We start from the raw sequence: 3,520 nt of genomic DNA on the forward strand, positions 1-3,520 counted from the left end.
CTGTCAATTGGTCCAACTTTTTGTCCGCGTACCCTCAGCTCTTATTTGTTTGAAACCTTATATAACCCCATCCCTACCATACTCCTTCCCCTAACGGGGACAGCTTCGCATGGAATAAAAGAAAAAGCTCCGCTTTTATTTGTTTGAAACCTTATGTAATCCCATCCCTGCCATACTCCTTCCTCTAACGGGACAGCTATAACTGAAGTGCTCTGCTAAAGCTGGACATAGGAGGGGTTAGAAAAAAGCTGTTTTATGCGCCTCCATATCGCCCCATCACTATTTCCTTAGGGCATAAAAAAAAGATGTGAAATCTGGTATCGGGATTTCACATCTTTTTTATGCCAAGCTGGTGGGAAGACCAGCATTTACAGCCTTAGACTCAGCCTCCGAGGAGTGCGAGCATGATACCGCCGGAAATAGCTGTACCAAATACGCCTGCCAGGTTCGGGCCCATAGCGTGCATCAGAAGGAATACGCTCCTGGATTCTCTCTGGCCAACGAGGTGGGATACACGAGCTGCGATCGGAACGGAAGCGATGCCTGCGGAACCGATGAGCGGGTTGATCTTGCCGTGGGAGAGTTTGCACATGATCTTAGCGCATACAACGCCGGATGCTGTGCCGAATGCAAATGCAACGAGACCGAGAAAAATGATGAGGACTGTCTTGTAGGTCAGGAAGGTTCCTGCTGCCATCGTGGAGCCGATTGCAACGGTCAGAACCATAGTTACGATGTTGAGAAGTGTGTTGGATGCTGTTTCAGCCAGTTTTGTAACAACGAGGCATTCACGAAGCAGGTTGCCGAGCATGAGCATGGTGATCAGCGGAGCAACTGGCGGCAGGAAAATGTTAACGATGACGCCGATAACGATCGGGAATGCAATCTTTTCAAGACGGGATACATAACGCGGCTGTTTCATCATGATCTTTCTTTCGTCAGAGTTGGTGAGCATCTTCATGATTGGCGGCTGGATGAGAGGCATCAGTGCCATGTAGGAGTATGCTGCAACGGAAATCTGAGGAAGAAGATGTGGAGCCAGTTTCATGGTGGTGTAGATAGCCATCGGGCCGTCTGCGCCGCCGATGATGCCGATGGAAGCAGCTTCGCCAAGGTTGAAGCCGAGGCAGTTAGCGCCGATCAGGGCAACGAAGATGCCGAGGTGGGCAGCTGCGCCAAGGATAACAAGGCTCGGGTTTGCGATCATAGGACCAAAGTCAGTCATTGCGCCTACGCCCAGGAAAATGAGCGGAGGAAGAATCAGCTGTTCTACGCCCTGATACGCAAAATAGAAGAGGCCACCAGGACTAGTCAGGGAAGAACCGCCAGCGTTGACGACGATACAAGAGAAGCCGATGCCGACCAGAAGGAATGGTTCGTACTTCTTTACAATACCAAGGTAAAGCAGGATGCATCCTGCGGTGATCATAATGAGATTTCCAAGAGTCAGGCCCAGGAGGTCTGTCTGATGAAGAAGTTCTGTGAGGAGAGCTGCTAAAAGCTGACCCATATCCATGTTATTAGTCTCTCCTTTCTTTTACTTCGCCGAGCTTGTTCAGAAGCGGGAAGAAGTGGAGGATTACTCCGATAAATGAGATGAATACGAATGAAAGAACGAAGTCGATAGCGGAGAGAAGGAGTGCACCTTCCAGCGTATCTGGAATCATTGTCATATTAGTTCATCTCCTTTATCTGTTCATTTGCCTGACGGATCATGAGGAGACGTGCTCTTTCTTCAACTTTCTTCAGTACGTCTTCTTTCAGGACAATGGCACGTCTGTGTGTGCCGTGAGCGATTTCGCCCTGTTCATCCCATGCTTTGACGTCGAGTGTTACGTCGTGATCAGTGATGGCAATGATAGCAGCATGTACGGTAACGGTCATGCCGATGCTTGTCGGAGCGGTATGAACGAAGCTGACGCCCAAGCTGATGGATGCATAGTCATCTGGAAGGTACGGATCGATAGCTTCGATAGAAGCATCGAGTGCCCAGTGAATCAGACGAGGGGTAGAAAGAAGTCCCTTGAAATCGTTTTCGTAGTTATCAGCGCAGTCGGACTGCTGAACAACTCTGCGGGCAATAGCATTCTGGCCAACGGCTAAGAAATCTTCCAAATTAATCATAGTAATTCCCTTTCCACATTTTCTGTGTAACAACCTTGAGGAGATTCACTCCCCGGCTTTGTAAAAGAAACGTTTCTCTTGAATTCGCCCTGAGTATACCCCATAAATCATATCGTGAATAATACATGTTTGAGGCCTAATTTATGCATTGTAGTCTATAACATAGACTACGAAACATGAATTAAATTGCATGTTTTTTACAATTTTGACCTTGTCAATACCCGATTTTATCGTATTTTTGCAAAAATTCATTTATAACATGTATGTTTGCAAATTAAATTCCTCGATAAGTCTTATACAAAATAATTTATTCTGTAACTTTTTAAAATTCGTCTTTTATCTAATGGACGCATAAAAGGGACACGTTCGTATTCACTGAACGCATCCCTTTTTATGTTTTCTTTTATGTTTATTTTTATCTTTTATTCATGGCCGAATTTGACCTGTGCAGAGACAAGGAGTGTAAATATGCCTGTACCGCCTATGATATTTCCAAGTCCTGTCGGAATGAGGAAGCGGAAGAAGTAGTCTGAAACGGTAGAAGCGCCTGTCAGGACGGCATAGGCCGCCTCCCCTGACCCGACGACGACATGCGCAAATCCCCCGATGGCGATGAAGTAGGTAAAGGTTAGTATGGTGAAGAAGGAAAATCCGCGGGACATCGGCAGCATCCAGACGATTGCCGCGATGAGCATGCCGGCCGGAATGCCGCGGAAGATATTCTCCCCTGCCGAGAAGTGCATGACGTGGCCGGCGACGATGCCAAGCGACGTGGATATTTCATTTCCTGCAAAGTACGGCGAGGTCATGAAGAGCGCGGCAATGAAGGTGCCGACCATGTTCGAACCGAGGACGATCGCCCAGAGACGAAGGATCCGCATGAGCCTGTACCAGGACGGATGCTCCCAGAGCGGGATGACGGCCGTGATCGTGTGCTCGGTGAAGAGCTGCAGGCGGCCCAGGATCACGATGAGGAAGCCTGTCGTGTAGCCGATGCCGCTGATGGCATCCGCATAAGGCGCAGTGCCTGCGTACATGGCAAGGACGGCGCGGAAGTAAAAGGAGAAGGAGACCATGATGCCGGCTGCCAGCGCAGAGAAGAAGAGCGGCCCGGAATGGCGCTCGAGTTCCTTCACCCCATCGTGACGGATGATCTCGAAAAGCAGCTTGGACGACAGCTTTTCGTATTCTTCGACGGTGACTTTGGTCTTCGATTTCTCGTATTCTTTATCAAAATCTTCTTTGAGTATCGTCATACATTTCCCCCGATCTGGTTCTTTCTTTATTTAATATACATATATTATACCAAGTATTATACCAAGAAGAGGGATTTCATAACAACTTTTTTCGATATGATTTCAGGAGTGTTTAAATAATCTTGTGTAAACGTACTCCT

At 47.8% G+C, this 3,520-nt stretch carries 4 protein-coding genes; all 4 read right to left on the reverse strand.

Annotation, left to right across the window (positions count from 1 at the left end; all coding sequences use genetic code 11):
* Window positions 1-382 precede the first annotated feature (382 nt).
* Window positions 383-1,516 (reverse strand): sodium ion-translocating decarboxylase subunit beta, encoded by a 1,134-nt coding sequence (locus M3200_RS04055; RefSeq protein ID WP_022382262.1) that lies wholly within the window; start codon window positions 1,514-1,516, stop codon window positions 383-385.
* 4 nt (window positions 1,517-1,520) lie between these two features.
* The gene (locus M3200_RS04060; RefSeq protein ID WP_022382263.1) at window positions 1,521-1,673 is read right to left on the reverse strand and encodes a hypothetical protein; all 153 of its coding nucleotides are present in this window, start codon (window positions 1,671-1,673) and stop codon (window positions 1,521-1,523) included.
* A gap of 1 nt (window position 1,674) precedes the next feature.
* Window positions 1,675-2,124, reverse strand: coding sequence for a thioesterase family protein (locus M3200_RS04065; protein WP_022382264.1), 450 nt, complete (start codon window positions 2,122-2,124; stop codon window positions 1,675-1,677).
* A 422-nt stretch (window positions 2,125-2,546) separates the two neighbouring features.
* Window positions 2,547-3,380 carry a formate/nitrite transporter family protein gene (locus tag M3200_RS04070; RefSeq protein WP_022382265.1) on the reverse strand — a complete coding sequence of 278 codons (834 nt, stop codon included), beginning with the start codon at window positions 3,378-3,380 and terminating at the stop codon, window positions 2,547-2,549.
* Between the last annotated feature and the right edge of the window lie 140 nt (window positions 3,381-3,520).

Origin of the sequence: Dialister sp. CAG:357 (assembly GCF_000435155.1) — a bacterium.
Classification (GTDB): domain Bacteria; phylum Bacillota; class Negativicutes; order Veillonellales; family Dialisteraceae; genus Dialister; species Dialister hominis.